The following is a 22,311-nucleotide window of genomic DNA, read 5'->3' on the forward strand; positions in this document are numbered from 1 at the left end:
TTCTGCGGATGTCCGCCATCCCCCGAGGTCGTCTGACCAGCCGCGGGCCGCGCAGGAGAACACCAGCGAGAAGCGGAGCGGATCGCGCATGAGTGACGAAGCCGGCACGACCGACGGAACCGGCCTCACCGGGCGCCCTTCCCGCTCCATCCCCGAACCGCAACCCAGGACCACGCACGGACCGGCGAAGGTCGTCGCGATGTGCAACCAGAAGGGTGGCGTCGGCAAGACGACGTCGACGATCAACCTGGGCGCCGCGCTGGCCGAGTACGGCCGCCGGGTCCTCCTGGTCGACCTCGACCCGCAGGGCGCGCTGTCGGCGGGCCTCGGCGTGCCGCACTACGAACTCGACCACACCGTGCACAACCTGCTGGTCGAGCCCCGTGTGTCGATCGACGAAGTGCTGGTCACGACCCGGGTCAAGGGCCTGGATCTGGTGCCGAGCAACATCGACCTGTCCGCGGCGGAGATCCAGCTGGTCAACGAGGTCGGCCGCGAACAGTCCCTGGCCCGTGCGCTGCATCCGGTGCTGGACCGCTACGACTTCGTGCTGATCGACTGCCAGCCCTCGCTGGGTCTGCTGACGGTGAACGGGCTGGCGTGCGCGGACGGCGTCATCATCCCCACCGAGTGCGAGTACTTCTCCCTGCGCGGGCTCGCGCTGCTCACCGACACCGTCGACAAGGTGCACGACCGCCTGAACCCGAGGCTGTCGATCAGCGGCATCCTGGTCACCCGCTACGACCCGCGCACCGTCAACGCCCGCGAGGTCATGGCGCGGGTGGTCGAGCGGTTCGGCGACCTGGTGTTCGACACCGTCATCACGCGCACGGTGCGCTTCCCGGAGACCAGCGTCGCCGGCGAGCCGATCACGACGTGGGCCCCGAAGTCCGGCGGTGCCCTGGCGTACCGGTCGCTCGCGCGTGAGGTCATCGACCGGTTCGGCGCGTGACGACCGACACGGATCGGGAGACGTCGCAGGAGGCAGCGCCGCAGGCGGGGTTCCAGGTTCGGCTGACCAACTTCGAGGGACCGTTCGACCTGCTGCTCCAGCTGATCTTCGCCCATCGGATGGACGTCACCGAGGTGGCGCTGCACCAGGTGACCGACGACTTCATCGCCTACACCCGCACGATCGGCCGCCAGCTCGAACTCGACGAGACCACGGCGTTCCTGGTCATCGCCGCCACGCTGCTCGACCTGAAGGCCGCCCGCCTCCTACCCGCAGGCGACGTCGACGACGAGGAGGACCTCGCGCTGCTGGAGGTCCGCGACCTGCTCTTCGCGCGGCTGCTGCAGTACCGCGCGTTCAAGCACGTCGCCGAGATGTTCGCCGAACTCGAAGCCGCGGCCATGCGCAGCTACCCCAGGTCGGTGTCGCTGGAGGACCGCTACGCCGACCTGCTGCCGGAGGTGATGCTCGGCGTCGACGCCGACGACTTCGCGCAGATCGCCGCGGCGGCGTTCACCCCGCGCCCGGTGCCGACCGTCGCGCTCGACCACATGCACGTGTCCGGCGTGTCGGTGCCGGAACAAGCCGAACGCCTCCTGGCGTTGCTTCAACTGCGCGGCGAGGGGGAGTGGGCGTCGTTCTCCGAACTGGTGGCCGACTGCACCGGCGGACTGGAGATCGTGGGCCGCTTCCTGGCGCTACTCGAGCTGTACCGGGCTCGGGCGGTAGCATTCGAACAACCTGAACCGCTGGGAAACCTGCAGGTTTCGTGGACCGGCGACCGGCCGTCCACCGACGACCTCGCGGCCGCGGTGGAAGAAGACTCATGAGTGACGACGACGATCAGCAGCGCGAGGACGAGGTGACGGCCCAGGATTCCGCGGTCCTCGATCTCGGCGACCTCGGCTCGGACGTCCCGGTGGCACCGGAGCTGACCGACGACGAACTCGGGGCAACCCTCGAGGCGCTCCTGCTGGTGGTCGACGCCCCCGTTCCGGTCGACGCGCTGGCGAGCGCCGTCGACCAGTCCGTCCAGCGGGTGACGGCCAAGCTGCACCAGATAGCGGAGGAGTTGACGGCCCGCGACAGCGGCATCGACCTGCGGGAGGCGGGCGGTGGCTGGCGGATGTACACCCGCAGCCGCTATGCGCCCTACGTCGAGCGGCTCCTGCTCGACGGCACGCGATCCAAATTGACCCGGGCCGCGCTGGAGACGTTGGCCGTGGTGGCGTACCGCCAACCCGTCACCCGGGCCCGCGTCAGCGCGGTGCGTGGCGTCAACGTCGACGCCGTCATCCGGACGCTGGTGGCGCGCGGCCTCATCACCGAGGCCGGCGTCGACCCCGACGGCGGAGCGGTGACGTTCGCCACCACCGAGCTGTTCCTGGAGCGCCTGGGTCTGTCGTCGCTGGCCGACCTGCCGGACATCGCTCCACTGCTACCCGACGTCGACGTCATCGACGACATCACCCAAACCCTGAGCAGCGAACCACGATTCGTGAAGCTGGGTGGCGTCCGTGCGCCCACCAGCGAACCGCTCGCCTTCGACGTGGACAAGGACCTACCGTGAACGAGCCAACAGAAGGCGTCCGACTGCAGAAGGTGCTGTCGCAGGCCGGCGTCGCATCGCGGCGCGTCGCCGAGCGGATGATCCTCGACGGCCGCATCGAGGTCGACGGGCACATCGTCACCGAACTCGGCACCCGCGTCGATCCCGAGAACTCTCTCATCAGAGTCGACGGCGTCCGGATCAAGTTCGACGACACCCTCGTCCACCTGGCGATCAACAAGCCGAAGGGCATGCAGTCCACCATGTCCGACGACCGGGGCCGGCCGTGCATCGGCGACATCGTCGAGTACCGGATCCGTGGCAGTCAGAAGCTCTTCCACGTCGGACGTCTCGACGCGGACACCGAGGGTCTGCTGATCCTCACCAACGACGGCGAACTGGCGCACCGGTTGATGCATCCCTCCTTCGAGGTGCCCAAGGCCTACGTGGCGACGGTGCTCGGCGCGGTGCCGCGCGGTCTGGGCAAGAAACTGCGCGCCGGAATCGAATTGGAGGACGGTCCCGTCGTGATCGACGACTTCGCGGTCGTCGGGACCGCACCGGGCAAGTCGATGGTGCGGGTGACACTGCACGAGGGCCGCAAGCACATCGTGCGTCGTCTGCTCGGCGAAGTGGGCTTCCCGGTGCAGGAACTCGTGCGTACCGACATCGGTTCCGTCACCCTCGGCGAGCAGAGGCCGGGCAGCATCCGGGTCCTCACCAGCAAGGAGATCGGCGAACTGTACAAGGCGGTGGGAATGTGAGTGACGCGATCGTCGCCATCGACGGACCGGCGGGTACCGGAAAGTCTTCCGTCGCACGGGGTTTGGCTCGCCAGCTGGGTGCGCGCTACCTGGATACGGGGGCGATGTATCGGATCGTCACGCTCGCGGTGCTCCGCGCTGGAGTCGATCCGGACGACGGTGAGGCAGTGGCCGAGGTGGCGGCCGCCGTCGAACCGACGGTCGGATTCGATCCGGACGACAGCCGCTCCTACCTCGCCGGTGACGACGTGTCGGCGGAGATCCGCGGCGACGCCGTGACGAAGGCGGTGTCGGCGGTGTCCGCCGTCCCCGCCGTACGCACCAAGCTCGTCCGCCTGCAGCGCGCCCTGGCCGACGGTCCCGGCAGCGTGGTCGTCGAGGGCCGCGACATCGGCACCGTGGTGCTGACCGACGCCGACCTCAAGATCTTCCTGACCGCCTCGGCGGAGGAACGGGCGAAGCGCCGCGACGACCAGAACGTGGCGAACGGTCTGCCCGGCGACTTCGACGCGGTACTCGCCGACGTGCGCCGCCGCGACCACCTCGACTCGACCAGAGCCACGTCGCCGCTGCGCGCGGCCGACGACGCCGTGGTAGTCGATTCCAGTGACATGACGGAGTCCGAGGTGGTCGCCCACCTCGTCGACCTCGTCCAGCAGAGGGTCACCCATCAGGGGGCCGGAGTGAGGAACAGATGAGCGACGACGACGGAACCTGGGTCGACGAGACCGAATGGGAGCTGGGCTCCGACGAGTTCGCAGCCGACCTCGAGGAGGAGTTCGCGCCACCGCCGGTGGTCGCCGTCGTCGGCCGGCCCAACGTGGGCAAGTCGACGCTGGTGAACCGGATCCTCGGTCGGCGCGAGGCAGTGGTGCAGGACATCCCCGGCGTCACGAGGGACCGCGTCTCCTACGACGCGAACTGGCTCGGACGCCGGTTCGTCGTGCAGGACACGGGCGGGTGGGAGCCCGACGCCAAGGGGCTGCAGGCGCTGGTCGCCGAGCAGGCGACGGTCGCGATGCGCACCGCGGACGCGATCATCCTCGTGGTCGATGCGGTGGTCGGGGCGACGTCCGCCGACGAGGCCGCCGCCAAGCGGCTGCAGCGGTCCGGCAAGCCGGTGTTCCTCGCCGCCAACAAGGTCGACACCGAGCGCGTCGAGTCGGAGGCGGCGGCGTTGTGGTCGCTGGGCCTGGGACAACCGCACTCGGTCAGCGCGGTGCACGGGCGCGGCGTCGCCGATCTGCTCGACGTGGTCCTCGAGGCGCTTCCGGAGGCCTCGGCCGTCGCGACCACCGGCGGGGGACCGCGCCGCGTCGCGCTGGTCGGCAAGCCCAATGTCGGGAAGAGTTCGCTGCTGAACCGGCTGGCCGGTGACGAGCGGTCCGTGGTGCACGACGTCGCGGGAACCACCGTCGACCCCGTGGACTCGCTGATCGAACTGGGCGGCAAGACCTGGCGCTTCGTCGACACGGCGGGCCTGCGCCGCAAGGTGGGGCAGGCGAGTGGGCACGAGTTCTACGCCTCGGTGCGTACCCGCGGCGCGATCGACGCCGCCGAGGTGGTCGTCGTCCTGATCGACTCCTCGGAGACGCTGACCGAACAGGATCAGCGGATCCTGACCATGGTGATCGAAGCGGGCCGCGCCCTGGTGCTGGCGTTCAACAAGGCCGACCTGGTCGACGAGGAACGCCGCTACACGCTCGACAAGGAGATCGACCGAGAACTCGCCCAGGTGCAGTGGGCGCAGCGCATCAACATCTCCGCGAAGACCGGACGCGCGCTGCAGCGGCTGGTGCCCGCGATCGAGGGCGCGCTCGCGTCCTGGGACGCCCGCATCTCGACCGGACGACTCAACACGTTCCTCAAGGAGATCGTCGCCGCCACGCCGCCACCGGTCCGCGGCGGCAAGCAGCCCCGAATCCTGTTCGCCACGCAGGCGACGGCGCGTCCGCCGACGTTCGTGCTGTTCACGTCGGGCTTCCTGGAGGCCGGGTACCGCCGCTTCCTGGAGCGCAAGCTGCGCGAGACGTTCGGGTTCGAGGGCAGCCCCATCCGGATCAACGTCCGGGTCCGCGAGAAGAGGGGCGCCAAGCGCTGATCCGCGCACGGTGATCCCAACCGTGCACGTCGGCGGTGCTCACGACTACAGTGGCGGGAACGCACGAGACAGGGGGAGCGCTGGTGGCCGAGATCGCCTACCGCACCGCGCCGTCGTCTGCGTTCGCGCTGGAGCCGTTCTGGCCGTCCCGGCGATTGGTGGCCTTCGACGAATGGTGTCGTCCGCGTAGCTGATACGCGTCCACACCCATTCCGGGCCGCCGTCGAGCGGCCTCGCCATCGAAAGTCGTCGAGCCCATGCGTTCGCTCATCATCTTCACCCTCGTCGGCGTCGGCGCGCAGCTCGTCGACGGCGCCCTGGGCATGGCCTTCGGCGTCACCGCGTCGACCCTGCTGGTCCTCAGTGGCGTCGCCTCCGCGCAGGCCAGCGCCGCCGTCCACCTCGCCGAGGTGGGGACGACCTTCGCGTCCGGGCTGTCGCACTGGAAGTTCAAGAACATCGACTGGCACATCGTGCTCAAGCTCGGTGTGCCCGGTGCGATCGGGGCGTTCCTGGGTGCGACCGTGCTCTCGTCGCTGTCCACCGAGGACGCTGCGCCGGTCATGGCCGCGATCCTGTTGGCCATCGGCCTGTACGTGCTGGTGCGCTTCTCGTTGAAGACGCCGCCGGCCGTGAAGATCGGCACGACCAAGCACGGCGCCAAGTTCCTTGCCCCGCTCGGGCTCTTCGGCGGTTTCATCGACGCGTCGGGAGGCGGCGGCTGGGGTCCGGTGACCACCAGCACGCTGCTGTCCAGCGGCAAGACCGCGCCGCGCACCGTGATCGGCTCGGTCAGCGCCTCGGAGTTCCTGGTGGCGGTCTCGGCGTCGCTGGGGTTCCTGATCGGGTTGCGCGAGGAGTTCTTCGACAACCTGCTGATCGTGGTGGGCCTCGCGGTCGGTGGCGTCATCGCCGCGCCGTTCGCCGCGTGGTTGGTGAGCCGGATCAGCCCGGCGCTGCTCGGCACGGCCGTCGGCGGGGTCATCGTGCTGACCAACTCGCAGAAGCTGGTGAAGTACTTCGGTGTCGAGAGCCCGTGGTCGACGCTGATCTACGGGGCCATCGTGGTGGTCTGGGCGACGTTCGTCTACCTCGCCTGGAGGCTGTCCAAGGCACCGGCGTTCGTGCCCGAGGAGTTCGAGGCGGGCGTCGACGACGTGCAGCAGCCGGCCGAGGTCGTCGACGACGCGCGCTGAGCCGTCCGCGGTGCCCGGGGCGGTTCTCGTACGTGCGAGTACGGCGGCGATTCGGCCGGTTCCCCCACCGCCACCGCACGTTCGGCGGCGGAGAGGACGCTCGCCGACGGCGGGCTCAGGGTGACCCGCTAACGTCTGGGCGGTGCCCGTCCTCGACATGATCCTCATAGCCCTCGCGGGCGTCGGAGCCGGTGCGATCAACGCCGTCGTCGGATCCGGCACGCTGATCACCTTTCCGACGCTGGTGGCGCTGGGCTATCCGCCGGTCACCGCCACGATGTCGAACGCGGTCGGTCTGGTCGCGGGCGGCGTCTCCGGCACGTGGGGATATCGGCGGGAACTCCGGGGCCAGTGGCACCGGCTGAAGTGGCAGATCCCCGGGTCCCTCCTCGGCGCGATAGGCGGCGCGTGGCTGCTGCTGCACCTGCCCGAGAAGGTGTTCATCACCGTCGTGCCGGTACTGCTCATCGGTGCCCTGATCCTGGTGCTCGTCGGTCCGAGGATCCAGGCGTGGGCACGGGCGCGGTCCGAGCGCGCCGGCCGGTCGCTGGAGCACATCTCGCGGGGCCGGATGGCGGCGCTGGTGTTCGGGACCTTCGCCGTGGGCATCTATGGCGGCTACTTCACCGCCGCGCAGGGGATCCTGCTGATCGCGGTGATGGGGGCGCTGCTGCCCGAGGACATGCAGCGGATGAACGCCGCGAAGAACCTGCTGTCGCTGATCGTCAACGTCGTTGCGGCGGTGGCCTACACGCTGGTGGCGTTCGACCGGATCAGCTGGCCGGCCGCAGGCCTGATCGCGATCGGTTCGCTGATCGGCGGATTCCTCGGCGCCCACTACGGTCGCCGGCTGTCGCCGAACGCGTTGCGCGCGGTCATCGTGGTGGTCGGCCTGATCGGGCTCTACCGGCTGGTCACCATCTAGAACTGGGTGCGTTCGGCTTCCTGCTCGAGGACGGGTTCGAGGTCGGAGAGCCGGTCCATCGACGACACGGCTCGCTGGGTGCGGTTGTTCCCGGCCAGCAGGTTCCGGTTGCGGTGCACGAACTGCCAGTAGCCGGCGGTGAAGGGGCACGCGTCGTCGCCGAGGCGCTTCTTCGGGTCGTACTGGCAGTCACCGCAGTGGTCGCTCATCTTGTTGATGTACGCGCCGCCCGACGCGTAGGGCTTGGTCGCGAGCCTGCCGCCGTCGGCGTGCTGGCTCATGCCCACGACGTTGGTCGGCATCACCCAGCGGAAGCCGTCGACGAAGGCGGTGGAGAACCACTCGGTGAGGTCCCGCGGTTGGTATCCCCGTTGCAGCGCATGGTTGCCCAGGATCATCAGCCGCTGGATGTGGTGAGTCCAGCCGCGGTCCCGGACACCCGCCATCGCCTGCCGCAGACACTCAGCGGTGATCGCGTCGGCGTCGAGGTCGGTCCACCAGTCCGGCAGCGGCTGGTGGACGCCGAGTTGGTTCTCGTCGACGTAGTCCTCGCCGAAGTGCCAGTAGAGGTGCCACATGTACTCGCGCCAGCCCAGGATCTGCCGGATGAAGCCCTCGACGGCGGACAGCGGTGCGCCGTCCTCGCGGTAGGCGCGTTCGGCGGCGTGCACGGCGTCGAGGGGGTGCAGGACGCCGAGGTTCAGCGGCACCGACAGCAGGGAGTGCGACATGGCCCAGTCGTCGCCCATCATCGCGTCCTCGTACTGGCCGAAGAGCGGCAGCCGCTGTTCGATGAAGCGGTCCAGTGCGCGCTTGGCCTCGACGGGCGTGACCGCGAACAGGCGCGGACCGTCGACGCCGACGGTGTCGAGGTCCATCGCGTCGAGGTCGGCGCGGACCCGTTCGTCGATCTCGTCCTCGCGCGGCTGATAGGGCTTGGGGACGCCGAGCGTCTTCTGCTTCTTCGGAGGTGAACCCCTGTTCTCCTCGTCGTAGTTCCACCGGTTCCCGACGGGGTCCTTGCCCTCCATCAGCACGTCGAAGCGGCGGCGCTGGTCGCGGTAGAAGTCCTCCATGCGGAAGCGGGTGCGCTCGCCTGCCCACTCCTTGAAGTCACTGCGCGGCAGCGCGAACGTCGGGGTGGGCAGCACGTCGGCGACCAGGCCCTGCTCGCTGAGCTTGTTGACGAAGCGCTCGGCGGCGAACGACGTGGGTTGGTAGACCAGAACGGGTCGGCCGAATTGTTCGAGCGCGTCGGTGTAGTCGTCGGTCCGTAACAGCGTCGCCCGGTCACCGAGGCCCTTGTCCGCGTGCCGGAGCGCGGAGAGGACGAGGTGGAGCTTCTGGCGGTGGTAGCGCCGCTTGCGCAACGCGGACTGTGCCTCGACCAGCAACACCTCGCGGTGGGCGTGCTCGCCGCCATACGTCGAGGTGCCGAGCTGATCGGCGAACAGCCAGAGCGGGGTGTCGTCGCCAACCTTCGTCACCCGTTCCTATTACCCCGGGTGGGGCCCGGTGACGCACGCGCCGTGCGATTCGGGGAGACGGCGGACCGTGGGGTAGCATTTCGACCGCTGCCGGCGATCCCGGCAGCGCCGCGGGCTGTGGCGCAGCTTGGTAGCGCACTTGACTGGGGGTCAAGTGGTCGCAGGTTCAAATCCTGTCAGCCCGACAGTGAAAAACCCGCTCTGACGGGGGTCAGAGCGGGTTTTGTGTTTCAACAGTTTGTTGTGATTTTGAGTCAGTGGGCCAAGAGTGTCCCGAGCGAAGCTTGGTGGGTCAGGAACTATCCGAAGAGTGCGGCGCCGGCGGCGCGCAGATCGTCGCGTTGGGCGTTGGAGTAAATCGACAAAGAGACCGCCGGATCATGGCCGTGCCAGGCGGCCACGACATGCACCGGCAAACCGGCGGCCAGCATCAGGCTCACGCTGGTGTTGCGAAGACCCTTGAGGTGGATGCGGCGCAGGCCGGCGCGTTCGCGTAGTCGTTGAAATTCGCCGGAGTACCACTCGTGCCGAACGGGGGAGCCATCCTCGCGTACCGCGACCAGACGGTCGTCCGACCACGGAACTCCGAAGGCTTTGGCTTCGTCCTGCTGGCATTTCTTGAGGTATTCCAAAGCGCTCGCCAGCTCGGCGGGCAGAGGCAGTTCCCGAACGCTACGGCGCGACTTCGGCAGCCCCTCGATGGCCTCCTTTCCGACAGCGACACGACTGCGGCGGATCGACAGGGTGTCGCCTTCAATTGCAGACCACCGAATACCGAGAACCTCGGAGCGGCGAAGCCCGTAACAACTCAGGAGCCAGCAGGCGAACAATCTGTCGTTGCGAACCGAGGTGCGGAACTTCTGGACCTCCGCGGGGGTCCAGGATTTCGAGGTCTGAGGCTGGTCCACGATGAGTTCGTCAGCTGGGCGCTCTACGAGCGCAATGACGTTGCGCGGGAGCGCACCCTGGTCGACGAAGGACTGAACCACCATTCCGAAGGTGGTTAGTGTCGAGCGGACAGTTACGGGTTTGACCCCGCGCACAGACGACCCCTCTGGTCTGGCTGCTTTTGTGGCGTAGACGCCTCGGCGCAGCCGGGTGATGCGACTGGCTCGGAGCAAGCCTGCCAAGCAGGTATGGACATCCTCACCCGGATAGGCAGCCGCGAGGCTTGCTGCGGAGAGTCCCTCAGGGTGTCTCGCGATCTGTTCCGCGACGCGTCCCGCGAGACTGCCCGGACGGGATCGCTTTCGTGAGCTGCGCCCCTGTGTGAGCATCCAGTCGACCAGCGCGTCGCCGTCGGCCTTGGTCAACTGCTGCAGCTTCTTGCCGCCCAGGAATCGACGTACTGCGGCGAGGTCATGGGTGTAGCCCTGCAACGTCACGCTACGGATGCCTCGGCGGCCGGCCAACCATTCGTCGCACGCTTCGGCCACAGTGATAGTTGACTTCTTTGCGTATTGGCCTGCGGCGACTTCTGTAGTGATGCGGCGGTATTCGCGCTTCGCCTCAGCGAGAGTTCGGTAAGTGAAGCGCCTCCGATCCCGAGTGCCGTCAGGCTTCGTGCCCACGTCTGCCCGGAATTCGTAGGTGACCGAACCGTTCGTCGCCGTTCGTTTTGTGATGGGCTCCGCACGGCGTGCACGCTTGACTATTTGGGAACCGGCATTTTCGGGGACGGAGGGTTGAATGCTCACCACAATTTCTTTCTCCCGTTGAGGCCATCCAACCAATCAGACGCGAAATGACGCAGAAGGCCGCATGCGGTGGTAGACACCAACGCGCGGTCCCGCTGCGAGACGGCAGATGGCTTGGCGCCGGCTCATGCTGCGACGAATGTGCGAAGCTCTGAAGTGACGATATAGATGCGGCCGCCGAGCCGACGCGACGGTAGTTCGCCTGCAGCCGCTAGCCGGTACGCAGAAGCGCGGCTGATGCCGAGCATCTTGGCCGCCTGTGGCACAGGGAGCAGCAGCGGCAGTGCGTCAAAACTATTCTTCTTCAATTTGATTCACCTCCTCACTGTCCGTCCGACTGTGTGCACGCCGCCCGACCCATTCGGAGGGTGGCCGGGACCTCAGCCGATGGATGGAGCGTATGAGAGTTCCCACCGACGCGTCCACCAGGATCGCGACCTTTAGCTCGAAAAGTCATGCTAAAACGTAGAATTCGTCGACTGTCCGCGTCGTCCGAGGACAAGTGACGACACCGGTGCAGCTTGGTCACCTCTCGACCCCGACCCGTTAGTCGTCGGCCAATATGGAGCGGCGAGGAGGATGTAGCGACACGGCCCAGCGGTGTTCGATGCCAACCGACTAGGTGGACAAGCGACGCTAACTTTGTCCGCGACCGGGACTGCGCAGCGCAATGAGGACAGCCCGGGAGGTCCGTCGGTTAGGGGTCGAGGAGTCGGCTCGCAGGCACACTGAGCGCCTCGGCAATATCGAACAGCCGCTCATAGAGCAGTCCGCGTCGGCCATGTTCTACATCGATGAGCACATTTCGTGTGACACCGGACTGCAGGGCAAGGGCTTCCTGCGTCATCCCGCGGGCGACGCGCAGGCTGCGGATAGTCTCCCCGACGGCACGGCGGTGAGCTGCCCACGCCGTGACCCGCTGTGGATCGTTTTGGCTGGGTCGCGTTGGCACACCAACTAGTAATCGGCGCCCGAGGCTTCGAATCTGCCCTACTAGTAGTACATTGCTCAACTGTGACCGACAGCAACGCACCGGAAGTCGACTCGGCGTCGCCGTTGGGCGTCGAAACCCTGGAGAAGCTTCGAGTGGTTCTTCTCGAGTGCGAGCTGGTGCTGATTTCGGTGGCAGATGAGATCGATCTGAATTTTGAAGAGTGTCTAGCCGGCCTGACCGCAGTCCGAGGACTCGTAGGTCACACGTGGGGGGCGGCGAGCCTGCTGTTGCAGAACGCGGCGCTCCAGTCCTCGTGGTCCGCGGGTCCGTCGAGACCCAGAGCTATTTATGCCCGACATGCTGCTGCCGTGAAAGCAGGTGCTCTGCGTCGAGCTCCGGCTCAGAGTCTGATAGGGCGATTAGAGGCTGAGCTTGAGCGGCTCCCGCATGTAGACCTGTCGCAAAACTTCTCCGGATACCGACCGGAATGCACAGGATTCGTGGCCAAGACGGGCAAACGGTGCACCAATACGGCTCTCTACCTGGGCGCAGGATCCTTTGCGCAACATTGCTATTCGCACAGTGCGCCTACTGAACGCGAACGGTTCCGTGACCATCAGGACCGTCAGAACCAGGCTCTCGAAGAGTCGTGGCTTGAACGACAAGAACTATTGCGGGCAATCGGACGAAGCATCATCGACGACTGGTTTCAAGGTCGAAGACTGCAACCCCCATGGTTGGTTGAGCTGGCCGACGTCGCCATAAGCGACCAACGCAATCCCTAGCGAGCGGGAATTTCGGCAGGCTTTGGAGCTACGCGAAATTGCGCGGGCCACCTAGGTTTCAGGTTCACCGATCTGGTGGTGGCCCGGATCGGCGCATTCCCAAGCATCTAACTCGGCCGGAGGCAGCGGCTCGTCGAAGTCAACGGCAACATCGAGGTTGGGCAGTCGACCGAAGCGGCGTGCTGGTGTGGGTAGGGAAGGTCCTGACCCATTATCGTCGCCGCCATGGCTCGCCATCGCTTTACGATAGCTAACGGCGAGTGCTCTCCGTTAACGCGTTCAGGTGGGACTGACACAGTCTGGCTACCGCGCGAAAGAGCCCTTCGGCTTAGAAGTCCGCAGTCGTCCTTCGCCGTCGCCTACGGCGGCAGTGACGGCTACACGGGGCAGGAGTGATGACGCCGCAAGCGCGGCTAGTTGAACGCTGCGGACACTCTGGCTCTCACTGCGTGACTCTCTGCTGCGAATAGTGGATATCGACGGTTATCCATGTGATAGTGCAAGTCGCGGTTATTAGATCGCCGGTGGCAAGGGTGTGACGCAACCCGTGAATTGGCGTCGGAGGGTTGACGATATGCAATGAGTGCCGAGGCCGTCAGGCGCGGGCCTGTTGCGCTCCTTTCCCATTGCCTCACCGTGGCGACCGCCCTGACGCAGCGTTGCTCTGTTGGACCGCCGTACCGACTTGTGGTCGATGACCGGTGCGGACTCCGCACTTGTGAGCGGCGGGGCCCAATACGGCGTCGGCGCCCCGACCCAGGCCGATTCGCTCTGGGATGAGATCCCGGTTGGACCGGGCTTTAAACTGGTGCGAACGGCCTCTCTAAGCGTATCCTGTTGCAGCGTAGCGGTTTTCGCGAGGTAACGATGTGGCGGGGTTTGCCGAGGTTCTACTCCCGAGCTAGCGCCGTCTCGTACGCACTCATGTCTATCGCAAGCACGGTGCCGAGCTGCTGGAGTTGGCGGAACAGCCGGATCCCAAAGTGAATCAATTGATCGTTCTCGGCGCTGAACTGCAGCGGAATCGCGTCCTCGCGGCTCCCCAATTCGACTGGCACCGGTGTGTAGTCGAATGCGACCGTGTCGACGGCAATACCGATGTCCAGCGAGTCGACCAGGCCAACTGCCGGGAGGTGCTCCAGGAGCTTCGCGATGGTTGCCTTGCGATCCACCCAAGACGCCTCCGCCGCTAGAAGTCCGCCGATAACATGTTTGGCCGAGGGGTCTACAGCGCTGTAGCTTCCGCCGGCGTGTTTTATTGGCGCCGACGTCCGGCGCAGCCGACGGACCGACGCGACCTTCTGGCGTGCGGCGGTGATGTACGTCGTATTGATGGTCGGCTTGACCTCAAAAACCGCGTAGACGGCTTCCACGGGCACGAAGTCTGCCCCGGCTTGCGATCCGAACCAGAGAGGCGAGTACTGGCGATCGTAGACCGCTACATCGATCTGTTCGCTGGTCGCGCCCTCAGCGTCAACCGCGAAGATTGGCCCGACGATGTAGCGCTCGGGCAGAAAGCCCCTCAACACGCCTACCCAGTCAGCCTCAGAGTGGGTTCCTACAGTCGTGGGATGACTGGTTACGTCGCGAATCGAGGCGTGGGAGTTGAGAAGCGTCGATTGTTTACGACGAAACGCCGCGGCGACATCAAAAGAACGAGTCATGGGTGCTCCCTGGTCCGTGTGGAATTGGGTTTGATAGGCCGGCTATGCCGAGGCCTGGTCGTTGAACGCAGGGGTGGGACCGAGGTCGGAAGCCACCGTCAGCAAGAGGTCCGTGGTGATCGCGTCGTCAGGGTAGGCGGCCAAGATGGCGGTGGGCACGAGGCGCTGCGTAAGGTCCGAGTAGGTGAAGCCGCAACGGTCGGGTGCCTGAGGTCCGGTCGCGATGACGAGCTTGTCGATCGTATCCGCGGCGAGATCGTAATTCTTGAACGCCGTCGTGATGACCTGGCGGCGCTGCTCGTCGTTCGGTCGACCGAACTCGAATGTTGCTGCAGCGCGCCGTTTAACCGCGGGATCGAGCGCCGTGAGCCGGTTTGTGCACATCACGACGAGCAGAGGGTTGCCGGAGCCCGCCAGGCTGTCGATCTCGGCCAGGAAAGCGTCTACACCTGCACGGTCCTCATGGTGCATTTGTGTCGCTTCGCGGGACTGGACGAGTGCGTCGGCCTCGTCGATGACCATAATCGTGACCTTTGTGACTTTTCCTGTGCTGTAGTTTCGGCCGAGCTTGGCCTCGCAGGTGACCTCCTCGAATGCCGAGTTGATCAAGCCGGTCATTTCGCCCACGTGTCCTGAACCGCGGGTCGAGAGCTTGAGTCGCCACAGTTCGACCTCGATGCCCATGTGGGTGGCTAGATCACATCCGAAGCTCTCCGCCAATGCGGACTTGCCCGAGCCGACATCGCCGGCGAACAGCAGCAGAGGCGCGCGGTCCTTTAGCAGGGTGATCGCCTGGTCGTCGGGCGTCACCGCGGGGTGGTTCTTCGCCGCCCACGTGGTCAGCGTCGACGGGTCGGCGAGAACGGCGGCCTCTTTTCGCAGCCTGGCCTTGATCGAGTCGAGACCCACTAACCGGGCGTAGCGGTCAGCACGAACGTCATCGGGCAGGGTGATGACGGGGTGAAAAAGGCTGGTCGGATTGGGCATTGAGTCTGCTCCCTAAGGCGTGGTGCGGCGGCCACAAGCCGCAAAAGGCGGTGACTTTGGTTCGTGGTTAGATGTCGAGGTAGACGGTGCGGTCAAGGCCGCGGCCGTTGTTCGAGAATTGGACACCGGTGGTCGAGATCGTGCGGTATGCGGTCGGAGCTGTACCCGGGGTTCGGTTCGTGGGAAGAGTCGCCTTGAACGCCGCCCGTTCCGCAGGTGAAAGCGCGAAAAATTCTGAGTTCTGCTCGAGGAAGCTGTGGAAGTCGTGACCGATGACCGCCATCGCGCTGGGTAGGTTCCCGGGGGTGTCGTTGCGGAGGTATCCGCCTGCGACCGCGGTGTATTGGAGTTTTAGCACCCAGCGGTCGCCGTCGCGGAATCCAAACTGCACGTAGTCGAGGTACCCGGCCTTGAGGTACAGGGCAAGTTCCTCGGTGAACTTCTCGATGCGGCCTGGGTCGGGATCGCCGTACTTGGAGTACAGGTTGCGTAGGTCGGCGCCGACGCTGGCTGCGATCTCGCGGGCGTTGGTGATCGTGAAAGTGGACGAGCGCGTCGAGGAAGTAGTCACTACGCCCCTGGGAAAGTCGGGCCGAAGAGCGTTTTCCACGCTGCAACGGCGGCGGTCTTGTTTGCGGCCGCTGAGGCGGTGTTGACCTTGTCGAGCGCTTCGGAGCACCGCGTGACTAGGCGTTGGCGATCGTTGTCTGAGTAGCCGCGTGTCACATTGTTGCTCGGGTTGACCGGGTCCCAGACCTGCACAGCGTCGGTGCAAGTGTCGATGTTGTTGGCCTCGTAGTAGTCCGTGAAGAGAATCGGCTCCTTGAGTTCGGTCATGACGATATGGGCGAGGAACTGCTCGAAAGCGCGCGGGTAGTCGTCAATTGCGAACGGTTTCGACAGCCAGCCGTTGTCCCACAGGTGCGCAACGATGAGTTCGACAAGGAAGGACTTGAATCGAAGCTCGGGCCCGGCGGCTGCCGCCTCGGTCTTTGCGCGGTGGACGAACGCCTTGACCAGCCGGATGAATTCCTTGTATTGGGGGCCGGCCTGCGCACGCCGCCGATTGAGGAAATCCTTGTGCAGGGTGACCGATGTGAGTACCCGGTCGCCGGTTGGGGTGACGAGGTATCCACGGTCCTCTGGTTCACCCTCATAGAGGACCGGAGCCACGTCTATTTTGAGGCCGCTGACGCGCATCGTGATGCCGACCGCATGGTGCGAGATCTCGAAGTCGCTGGCGTCCTTGGTTGCGCCGTAGACCTCTACACAGCGGTCACGTAGCCATTCGAGAAGTTTGGTCTCGTCGACGTCCACGCCGCCGACTGCGCCGGCGCGGACGTATGCGGCGATGTCAGTGTCGGAGCTCGTTTTGATGGCGGTGTGCTTGGCGACGCTGCCGGACCCGCGCATCTTCACAAGGTCGTAATCGGGATGGTCGGCAATGTAGGACTCGAGGCGAGTCCGCAGGTGCGCAACCTGTGTGCGCCGCGACTTCGCTGTCTCGGAAGGCACGTTGACCTTATTCACCGCGAAAGCCGACAGGTCAGCGTGGGTGACATGGCTATGCATCGAGAATCTCCTCGCTGGGCACCGGGTTCCGCGAACCTGGCGAGCGCATTGGAGCGAATGCCGCGAGCGCGCCGAGGACGAGCCGGTGGGCCTTGGGTGCGTTGAATGTGTCGCCGCCAAGTTCGACGGCAATCAGCGCATCCTTGAACTGCTGCTTGAGGCGAGCCATCCGCCCTCCGATCGTGTTGGTACGCGTGCGTTGTGACTAGTCTGGCCCGCACCACCGACAACGCAGTCGGGCCAGGCCGCGACCCAGAATTACTTCTTCTTCTTGTGAGCCTTGCCGGTGCTCTCGTTGGTCGTGGTCTTCGGGTTCTTCTTCACCGTGGACTGCTTCACGAACCGGCCGGTGATGGCGCTGCGTCCTCGTTTGCCAGGCATGAGACCTCCGGTGTCTGTTCTAAATCCGATCTGCTGTTTCAATTGTAACACAGCGTGCCGACAACGACGCGGTGTTGTAAATGTGAGACACTGAGATATGGCCAAGACGACGATCAACACGGCCTTGTTGTATTCGGCCCTCGACGCTGCGCGCCAGCAACGCCAGTTGTCGTGGCGTGCGTTGGCTGGCGAGATTGGCGTCAGTCCCTCACTTCTCTCCAGGCTCGGCAATGGATTGAAGCCAGACACCGACGGATTCGCGACCATCGTCGGGTGGCTTAGAATGCCCGCCGAGCAGTTCTTCGAGCGCGATGGCATGGACTCCGTCGATGACCAGACCCGCGAACCTGACCTAATGGCTCAGCTCGCGCCCCTGTTGCGAGCCAGAAAAGACTTGAGCGAGACCGATGTCAGGTACCTTCAGCAGATCATCGGCGCGACCGTCGAACGTGCGCGGGCCCAAGGGTGAGCTGTGCGACGTGGATTCAAGACCGAGGCAAAGCGCCTTGCACTCGAACTGCGGGCGGAGATTGGCCTCGGCGCACATTCGCCGTTCAACCCGTACGCGTTCGCCGATGAATACGGGATTCCGGTAATCCAACTGAGCAACCTACATGGTCCGGCGCGCGATCACTTTCTCCAGGCAGATGGGAGTGCGCTATCGGGAGCACTGGTCCCGATCGGCACCGGTGTGGCCATCCTGGAAAACGATGCCCAACCGCCGACCCGCAGACGCACCACGATGTGCCATGAGCTTGCCCACGTCGTGCTCGAACACGAATTCGGCGTCTCCCTGTCCGCCGACGAACGTAGGTGCGGCCTGGGCGGCGACCAAGAGGACGAAGCCGACTGGCTCTCCGGCGAGATGCTCATTCCCTCCGATGGCGCCTTCCGCCTTGCCCGAGCGAATGCGACCGACCAGCAAGCAGCCGAATTTTTTGACGTCAGCCTCGCGGTCGCCCGCTGGCGCATGAATCACAGTGGCGCGCGCAAGGTCGTGGAGCGGGCCCGGCGCAAGCGGGCCACCCTTTAGGTGCTTGCAACAGCCACGCGCTGGCGTGATACGCAACGTTTCAGGAGCTGATACGCTCTGTATCAGATGGAGGAATGATGCCTGCAACGATCGAACGCACAGTTGAATCCGAACACACAGTTGAAGCCATTGCCCACGGAGCGCAGGTTCGCCGGGCACTCGAACGCTTGCTGCGCATCGATGACATGCGGGCAGCAAGCCAGCTTAAGCGGTCGGGTATGAACCAACGAGAAATCGCTGACGTCCTCTCCACTACGCAGCCGCGAGTGGGTCGGCTGCTGCGTGGAGCCAGCGCGCTCGGAGACGCACCGAGTCCCGAGGAAGTCATCCTGCGCGCCACTGTCGACGGGACTCCCCGCGGCAAGCTGGTGGAACAGCTTCGCGGTTTCGACTACACCTTCACCCAGTTCGCACCCTATCCCCATGAGGGATCCATACCAGGGACATGGACCCAGGTAAGCACTGCCCACCAACTCGGACTACTCAGCGACGAGGAATACGAGAGTGTCAGCTCCGCAGTCCAACCGCCGACTGCGCAATAGCGTCCATTCTCAGCTGACTGCCCTCCACCAAGGAGGGCAGTTCGCTGTTCCACGCTCGGTTGTGCGCTATCTCAGCGATCAGCTGATCGACGAAATTGCACTCGAGTACCGAAGTCGAAGTCACGACGCGCCATCGCACGGTCGCGCCGCGATCATCACCGCCGGCGTGCCTGGTGCGGGCAAATCGGTCGCGATTGACAACTTGGCCGCCAACCACCGTCGCATTGACCCAGACGACATTAAAGACCTCATCCTGCTGCGACTGGACCAGGCCGGCCTTCTCGACATTCGGCACAACTACGTTCTCGCAGATGGCAAGCCGGTACATCCCAGCGAACTGGCGATATGGGTGCATGATGCTTCCACCGAGGCTGCCAACCGCGTGCGGGCAGTGTCACTGCGCCGGGGGGAGAACTTCGTCATGGAGGGAACCCTCTCCTGGCTGCCCCTAGCAGACAGCTATGTCACCGACTTGGCCTCCGACGACTACGAGCAACTGACGATCATCGACGTCGAAGTCCCCTTAAAGCTCGCTGTCGAGCAGTCCACACACCGCTGGTGGGCCGCGCGTGAAGCAGGACGAACAGTGGACCACGTGGAACTCGGCGGCCGGTTCATCACGCAAGCCGCCCTCGAGAGCTTCTACAGCCGCCAGCACCGCGTCTCGAAATGCGCCGCCAATGCTCGCAAACTCCGGACCATTGCCCACAACGCGGGCATCAGCACCGACCTTCTCGTCGTCAGCCGCACGTCGAACGGTAGGGAATATCGAGCCTGGATCAGACCCGATGGCGACATCGATCCATCGCAGGGCGCCCCCCTCGGCGCGGTATGCATCAAAACTGGGGCGATACTCACAAACCCAACCGCAATCAAGACAGGCGTTGGACGACACCGTGCCCACAGGTCCTAAGAGGGGCCAACGCACCTCTCCGGGATGGCGCGGGAGGCGGGCCGCCGGTCATCACGGCGGCAGGTATATGCGCGTCGATCAACGTTGATCAGCCGCATAGCGTCAAACACTCTTAGCAGTCTGCAGCAAAGTCGTCTCAGCCAATGGTTCATGGATAATGAAGATTATTCATGCTCGCATTGAAACCACCCGCTAGATAGTTCATTAACTGTCCAGTTCCGGGCGAGTCCTTCTACTCTCGGCCGCTGACGTTTTATCGCCCGCATCTGACCGCTTTCTCGCTTTGATTAGTGACACAGATCGTGTCGACGACAGTTGTCCGTGGCCATGAAAAAGTACCCACTGGTGGCCACGTAGAGGTATCCGTTTTTGGCCAGGTAAAAGTATCCACCCCGTGTTCGTCGTGTCGATCAGGAACTGCGGGCCCCGATGGTGACGGTGAAGGCGCCAACCAATCGCCATCACCACCGGGGAGTTCCATTGAAGTCTGCGAAGGACCGCATGGACGTCATTTCTGCCTACCACCAGCTCGGGTCCTACCGAGCCGCCGCCGACGAGTGCGGCACCACCCACCGGACGGTCAAGAAGATCGTCGACAAGTTCGAGGCCGACCAGGCCGGTGTGCCGCCGCCACCGCGAGCCGAACGGGCGCACAACTACGATTCGGTCGCCGACCTGGTGGCCGAACGGGTGGATAAGTCGCATGGCCGGATCTCGGCCAAGCGGCTGCTCCCGAAGGCCCGAGCCGCCGGGTACACGGGTTCTGACCGCAACTTCCGCCGCCTCGTTGCCGAAGCGAAAGCATTGTGGCGCAGCACCAATCATCGCGGACGTCGTCCCGCGGTGTGGGAACCGGGTGAGTACCTGTGATCGACTGGGCACAAGCCGCACCGGGGTTGTTCCTGTTCTGTGCGGTGCTGGCGTTCTCCCGGTGGCGCTTCGTGCGCTTCGCCACCAATGAGCGGGCTTCGACCACGTTGGCGTTGATCGCCGAGACCATGGCCGCCGCTGGCGGGGTGCCGGCGAGGGTGCTGGCCGATCGGATGGCCTGCCTCAAGGGCGGCGTGGTGGCCAACGTCGTCGTTCCCACCCCGGACTACGTCCGGTTGGCCGGCCATTACGGGTTCGCACCGGATTTCTGCCATGCCAGCGATCCGCAGTCCAAGGGCGTCGTGGAACGTCTGTGTGGTTACGCCCAGGACGATCTGGCCGTGCCCTTGTTGACCGAGGCCGCGGTCACCGGGAAGCCGATCACTCTGCGCGATGCCAACGCTGCGGCCGAGGCGTGGTGCACCGAAGTGAACGCCGCGAACCATTCGGAGATCTGTGCGATTCCCGATGAGCGGCTGGTAGTCGAACGTGATCTGCTGCAACCACTTCCATCGTTGCGTCTGCAGATCGGGGCGCCGTCGGTGAGACGCAAGGTCGACCGCTTGTCCTGCATCCGGTACGGGTCGGCCCGCTACTCGGTGCCGATGAGGCTGATCGGCACCACGGTGACCGTGGTCGTCGACCACGACGCACTGTGCCTGCTCGAGCCCGCCACCGGAGTCATCGTGGCCGAACACGAACTCGTCGCACCTGGTGGTGTGTCGATACTCGACGAGCATTACGACGGCCCGAGGCCGGCACCCAGCCGCGGGCCGCGCCCGAAGACCACCGTCGAGAAACAGTTCTGCGGCCTCGGTGAGGATGCGCGCGCGTTCCTGATTGGCGCCGCGGCGATCGGCAATACCCGTCTGGGCTCGGAGTTGGAGATCCTGCTGGCTCTCGGCGCTGCCCACGGCACCGACGCCCTCCTCGCCGCACTGCACCGGGCGGTAGCGTTTCGCCGGTTTCGGGCGGCCGACGTGCGTTCGATCCTGGCCGCCGGGACCGGCGCACCGCAGCCACGCCCGGCCGGTGAGGCGTTGATTCTGGATCTTCCGGTCGCCCCGACCCGTTCCCTGGACGCCTACAAGATCACACCAGCCGTAGTCGACGGGGAGGTGATCTCATGACCAAGCCGCCACCGGTGACTGCCACCGAACCCGTTGCACCACCGTCGGTTCCACCACTGGCCGCCGACCTCGATGCCGGGTTACGGCGGTTGAAGCTGGCCGCGGTGCGGCGCACCGCACCGGAGGTGTTGATCACCGCCAGGACTCAACGCTGGACCCCCGAGGAAGTCCTGCGCACCCTCATCGAAACCGAGTTGGCGGCCCGCGACGCCTCCAACGTCGTCAACCGCCTCAAGGCCGCCGCGTTCCCCGTGCCCAAGACGTTGGAGAGCTTCGACGTGGCCGCATCCTCGATCCAGCCAAAGGTATTCGACTACCTGTCGAGCCTGGAATGGATTCGGACACGACAGAACCTGGCGATCATCGGCCCAGCCGGCACCGGCAAGTCCCACACCCTGATCGGCCTAGGAACCGCAGCGATCCACGCCGGGCACAAGGTCCGCTACTTCACCGCCGCCGACCTCATCGAAACCCTCTACCGCGGCCGGCCGACAACACCGTCGGCAAGATCATCGAATCCCTACTACGAGTCGACCTGATCATCCTCGACGAACTCGGCTTCGCCCGCTCGACGACACCGGCACCCAGCTGCTGTTCCGCCTCGTCGCCGGCGCCTACGAACGCCGATCCCTGGCCATCGGCTCGCACTGGCCCTTCGAACAATGGGGCCGCTTCCTGCCCGAGCAGACCACCGCCGTCAGCATCCTCGACCGACTCCTGCACCACGCCACCGTCGTCATCACCGACGGCGACTCCTACCGCATGAAAGACGCCAAACACCGGAAGGAGCAACCCACACCAACCTAAGAATCACCGCACGGGGTGGATA

General features: G+C 65.2%; 23 protein-coding genes, 1 tRNA gene and 2 pseudogenes. 16 read left to right on the forward strand and 10 right to left on the reverse strand.

Features of this window, described 5'->3' with window-relative positions; translation table 11 throughout:
• The first annotated feature begins 88 nt into the window (after positions 1–88).
• The 8 genes from G6N64_RS19945 (at position 89) to G6N64_RS19980 (ending at position 7,487) form a co-directional block, all read left to right on the forward strand.
• Positions 89–952, forward strand: coding sequence for a ParA family protein (locus tag G6N64_RS19945; protein ID WP_163799061.1), 864 nt, complete (start codon positions 89–91; stop codon positions 950–952).
• Entirely contained in the window at positions 949–1,782 is an 834-nt protein-coding gene (locus G6N64_RS19950) for a segregation/condensation protein A (RefSeq protein ID WP_163799063.1), read from the forward strand. Before G6N64_RS19945 ends, G6N64_RS19950 begins: the two co-directional genes overlap by 4 nt.
• Positions 1,779–2,522, forward strand: coding sequence for an SMC-Scp complex subunit ScpB (gene scpB / locus G6N64_RS19955; protein WP_163799065.1), 744 nt, complete (start codon positions 1,779–1,781; stop codon positions 2,520–2,522). The genes G6N64_RS19950 and scpB overlap by 4 nt, the downstream gene beginning before the upstream one ends.
• Positions 2,519–3,265, forward strand: a complete 747-nt coding sequence (locus tag G6N64_RS19960; RefSeq protein WP_163799068.1) for a pseudouridine synthase — start codon at positions 2,519–2,521, stop codon at positions 3,263–3,265. Before scpB ends, G6N64_RS19960 begins: the two co-directional genes overlap by 4 nt.
• Positions 3,262–3,963, forward strand: coding sequence for a (d)CMP kinase (gene cmk / locus G6N64_RS19965; RefSeq protein WP_163799070.1), 702 nt, complete (start codon positions 3,262–3,264; stop codon positions 3,961–3,963). The genes G6N64_RS19960 and cmk overlap by 4 nt, the downstream gene beginning before the upstream one ends.
• Positions 3,960–5,366 carry a ribosome biogenesis GTPase Der gene (der, locus tag G6N64_RS19970; protein WP_163799073.1) on the forward strand — a complete coding sequence of 469 codons (1,407 nt, stop codon included), beginning with the start codon at positions 3,960–3,962 and terminating at the stop codon, positions 5,364–5,366. The genes cmk and der overlap by 4 nt, the downstream gene beginning before the upstream one ends.
• Before the next feature lie 257 nt (positions 5,367–5,623).
• Positions 5,624–6,562 carry a sulfite exporter TauE/SafE family protein gene (locus G6N64_RS19975; RefSeq protein ID WP_163799075.1) on the forward strand — a complete coding sequence of 313 codons (939 nt, stop codon included), beginning with the start codon at positions 5,624–5,626 and terminating at the stop codon, positions 6,560–6,562.
• A 142-nt stretch (positions 6,563–6,704) separates the two neighbouring features.
• Positions 6,705–7,487: a sulfite exporter TauE/SafE family protein gene (locus tag G6N64_RS19980; protein WP_163799077.1), complete on the forward strand. Its 783-nt coding sequence runs from the start codon at positions 6,705–6,707 to the stop codon at positions 7,485–7,487.
• Here the strand turns inward: G6N64_RS19980 and G6N64_RS19985 are convergent.
• Positions 7,484–8,974: a cryptochrome/photolyase family protein gene (locus G6N64_RS19985; RefSeq protein WP_163799079.1), complete on the reverse strand. Its 1,491-nt coding sequence runs from the start codon at positions 8,972–8,974 to the stop codon at positions 7,484–7,486. The two genes, G6N64_RS19980 and G6N64_RS19985, sit on opposite strands and share 4 nt — an antisense overlap.
• Before the next feature lie 111 nt (positions 8,975–9,085).
• Between G6N64_RS19985 and G6N64_RS19990 the strand changes: the two genes are divergently transcribed.
• A tRNA-Pro gene (locus tag G6N64_RS19990) sits at positions 9,086–9,159 on the forward strand.
• Between the two features lie 114 nt (positions 9,160–9,273).
• Here the strand turns inward: G6N64_RS19990 and G6N64_RS30295 are convergent.
• The 3 genes from G6N64_RS30295 to G6N64_RS20005 form a co-directional block, all read right to left on the reverse strand.
• The gene (locus G6N64_RS30295) at positions 9,274–10,671 is read right to left on the reverse strand and encodes a site-specific integrase (RefSeq protein WP_246230719.1); all 1,398 of its coding nucleotides are present in this window, start codon (positions 10,669–10,671) and stop codon (positions 9,274–9,276) included.
• 125 nt (positions 10,672–10,796) lie between these two features.
• Complete coding sequence (locus tag G6N64_RS20000) at positions 10,797–10,937, reverse strand: helix-turn-helix domain-containing protein (protein WP_281361507.1); 141 nt, start codon at positions 10,935–10,937, stop codon at positions 10,797–10,799.
• Between the two features lie 431 nt (positions 10,938–11,368).
• A complete protein-coding gene (locus tag G6N64_RS20005) occupies positions 11,369–11,623 on the reverse strand; it encodes a helix-turn-helix domain-containing protein (RefSeq protein WP_163799081.1) in 255 nt (84 codons plus the stop codon).
• 62 nt (positions 11,624–11,685) lie between these two features.
• Between G6N64_RS20005 and G6N64_RS20010 the strand changes: the two genes are divergently transcribed.
• Complete coding sequence (locus G6N64_RS20010) at positions 11,686–12,390, forward strand: hypothetical protein (protein WP_163799083.1); 705 nt, start codon at positions 11,686–11,688, stop codon at positions 12,388–12,390.
• Positions 12,391–13,280: 890 nt separating this feature from the next.
• On the opposite strand, the gene G6N64_RS20015 is transcribed toward G6N64_RS20010, so the two are convergent.
• The 6 genes from G6N64_RS20015 to G6N64_RS30515 all read right to left on the reverse strand — a co-directional run bounded on the left by G6N64_RS20015 (position 13,281) and on the right by G6N64_RS30515 (position 16,994).
• Positions 13,281–14,054, reverse strand: coding sequence for a DUF6602 domain-containing protein (locus G6N64_RS20015; RefSeq protein WP_163799085.1), 774 nt, complete (start codon positions 14,052–14,054; stop codon positions 13,281–13,283).
• 42 nt (positions 14,055–14,096) lie between these two features.
• Positions 14,097–15,041, reverse strand: a complete 945-nt coding sequence (locus G6N64_RS20020; protein WP_163799087.1) for an AAA family ATPase — start codon at positions 15,039–15,041, stop codon at positions 14,097–14,099.
• A 67-nt stretch (positions 15,042–15,108) separates the two neighbouring features.
• Positions 15,109–15,612, reverse strand: a complete 504-nt coding sequence (locus G6N64_RS20025) for an HORMA-1 domain-containing protein (RefSeq protein ID WP_163799089.1) — start codon at positions 15,610–15,612, stop codon at positions 15,109–15,111.
• Complete coding sequence (locus tag G6N64_RS20030) at positions 15,612–16,613, reverse strand: CBASS oligonucleotide cyclase (RefSeq protein WP_163799091.1); 1,002 nt, start codon at positions 16,611–16,613, stop codon at positions 15,612–15,614. The genes G6N64_RS20025 and G6N64_RS20030 overlap by 1 nt, the downstream gene beginning before the upstream one ends.
• Positions 16,606–16,782: a hypothetical protein gene (locus tag G6N64_RS20035; protein WP_163799093.1), complete on the reverse strand. Its 177-nt coding sequence runs from the start codon at positions 16,780–16,782 to the stop codon at positions 16,606–16,608. The genes G6N64_RS20030 and G6N64_RS20035 overlap by 8 nt, the downstream gene beginning before the upstream one ends.
• Positions 16,783–16,871: 89 nt before the next feature.
• The gene (locus tag G6N64_RS30515) at positions 16,872–16,994 is read right to left on the reverse strand and encodes a hypothetical protein (RefSeq protein ID WP_264002220.1); all 123 of its coding nucleotides are present in this window, start codon (positions 16,992–16,994) and stop codon (positions 16,872–16,874) included.
• A 97-nt stretch (positions 16,995–17,091) separates the two neighbouring features.
• On the opposite strand from G6N64_RS30515, the gene G6N64_RS20040 reads away from it, so the two are divergent.
• From G6N64_RS20040 to istB, 6 genes and pseudogenes are all read left to right on the forward strand, one after another.
• Positions 17,092–17,463, forward strand: a complete 372-nt coding sequence (locus G6N64_RS20040) for a helix-turn-helix domain-containing protein (RefSeq protein ID WP_163799095.1) — start codon at positions 17,092–17,094, stop codon at positions 17,461–17,463.
• 3 nt (positions 17,464–17,466) lie between these two features.
• Complete coding sequence (locus G6N64_RS20045) at positions 17,467–18,027, forward strand: ImmA/IrrE family metallo-endopeptidase (RefSeq protein ID WP_163799097.1); 561 nt, start codon at positions 17,467–17,469, stop codon at positions 18,025–18,027.
• Positions 18,028–18,104: 77 nt separating this feature from the next.
• Positions 18,105–18,569 carry a sigma-70 RNA polymerase sigma factor region 4 domain-containing protein gene (locus G6N64_RS20050; RefSeq protein WP_163799098.1) on the forward strand — a complete coding sequence of 155 codons (465 nt, stop codon included), beginning with the start codon at positions 18,105–18,107 and terminating at the stop codon, positions 18,567–18,569.
• A gap of 61 nt (positions 18,570–18,630) precedes the next feature.
• Positions 18,631–19,482 (forward strand): zeta toxin family protein, encoded by an 852-nt coding sequence (locus G6N64_RS20055; protein WP_163799101.1) that lies wholly within the window; start codon positions 18,631–18,633, stop codon positions 19,480–19,482.
• Between the two features lie 480 nt (positions 19,483–19,962).
• Positions 19,963–21,482, forward strand: a pseudogene (gene istA, locus G6N64_RS20060) (IS21 family transposase).
• Positions 21,479–22,289: pseudogene (gene istB, locus G6N64_RS20065) on the forward strand (IS21-like element helper ATPase IstB). Before istA ends, istB begins: the two co-directional pseudogenes overlap by 4 nt.
• The last annotated feature ends 22 nt before the right edge of the window (positions 22,290–22,311 follow it).

The sequence above is a fragment of the Mycolicibacterium sediminis genome (assembly GCF_010731735.1).
Taxonomy (GTDB): domain Bacteria; phylum Actinomycetota; class Actinomycetes; order Mycobacteriales; family Mycobacteriaceae; genus Mycobacterium; species Mycobacterium sediminis.